Here is a 1,540-nt window from a genome sequence, read left to right on the forward strand (position 1 = left end):
ATTCTGTCATCCCAGCCTTGGTCAAGATGCTTAAAATGGCTCTCTAGATATTCTTTTTCCAAGCGTTTATAGGCCTTTTGAGCTTCAACCATTAATAACAAATACAGACGAATTGTCTTTTTGTTTTGCATATAGTTTAGCAGTGATCGATCTTTAGAGTAACGATATATACCGTTAAAGAGGCTCTTGGATAAGTTCGGGTTGAATTTTGTCAATTTTTGGCAACGCCATGCGAGCCCGTCAGTGCCTTCAAGGTACTGAATATGGTGTAAAGCTCCGTATTCGATCACCTTTCTTTTAGCTAGCAACTCATGTAAATGTGGACGAGAGAAAAAGAACTTCCGCATAGGAGAGAATGCAAAAAAAGCAGATAGAAAAGCCATACCACAACCAACACCACCAACCCAGGCATCAAGCAAACCTAACAAACTAAATACAAACAAGGACGCGAAAATAGCACATATAAGTACCCAGTAATCTCTATCTCTCCGAGCTTCGGCTACCAAGGTGTTATCGGGGTAATCGTCCATTGCGAGGTGATCATAGTTCAAGCCCATTACAGGCTCACAGCCTGCAAGTAATATCTTCTTCCTATGTTGCTGCAGTTTTAATTCGGCCTTTTGTGCAAGAATACGCTCTCGCGCGTTATCAACAATACTTTTCTTTTGGCGTCGGTCGTCTTCTAAACGACGCTCAACAGTTCCTCGAGGTTTTTTGCTTGTATGCCGTCGATCGGGAGTCTTGCGCCTGCTATTTTCCTCTGCGTCATCACCAGAGGCCAAGCCATTATTTTGATCGATATCATTTAACAAGCTATCAAGAGATGCAGTTTTGCTTGTATCCGCATTGTTTGTTTGTTGCGCAGTCACTAAGATTTCCCTTTGGTGTTGCTATAGTTTATCGGATGCCATCTGAACAACTTTAGTAATTATAGCCTCTTACTTATCATCTTTGCTTAGATTCTGGGCTATTAAAAACGCAAGGCACCCTCGCCCTTACTCGCAACAATAGACAGACCTAAAAACTAAACTAGACAAAATTCAAGTTGCGCCGGTTATCATATTTGTTATAAATCCGGCGTTTTTTATGGCTTTCTAGAAACTATTTCTCAGACATCCACTATACTAACAACTACACACCAATCACTAGCTAACTACGCACATCGGACTCTGAGCAGAGCATGAGCATTCACAGAAAGATAGACCTACTTCCTGAACGCTCTCAAATGGCATGGCTTATCTTGCTTATTGCCACTATTGGGCTGTGGGTCAGTCTCGCGATTTCTAAGCCATCCTTAGCACAAAGCACGTCATCGCAGTACGAAACAATTAAGGTAAGCAAAATAGTAGATGAAGTTAATGCACTACCTTATCTAGATTACTACTTGGACAGTTCCTTTTCGGCAAGCATCAATGATGTGCTAGCAATAGATAAAAATAAATGGACAAAAAATACCGAGCACATTCAGCACTTTGGGCAGACGAACGCGCCTTACTGGTTCCGCTTTAAGCTACACAAACAGCGCTTTCATATCGACCAA

The 1,540-nt window shown here is 41.6% G+C and carries 2 protein-coding genes; one reads left to right on the forward strand and one right to left on the reverse strand.

The window, feature by feature from the left end; all coding sequences use genetic code 11:
• Positions 1-869 (reverse strand): hypothetical protein (locus tag A3729_RS06565; RefSeq protein ID WP_068633454.1); only part of this gene is annotated, 869 nt, incomplete at its 3' end.
• A gap of 311 nt (positions 870-1,180) precedes the next feature.
• On the opposite strand from A3729_RS06565, the gene A3729_RS06570 reads away from it, so the two are divergent.
• Positions 1,181-1,540, forward strand: a 360-nt coding sequence (locus A3729_RS06570) for a 7TM-DISM domain-containing protein (protein ID WP_156497744.1), incomplete at its 3' end; no start/stop codon positions are given.

The organism is Oleiphilus sp. HI0043 (assembly GCF_001634935.1).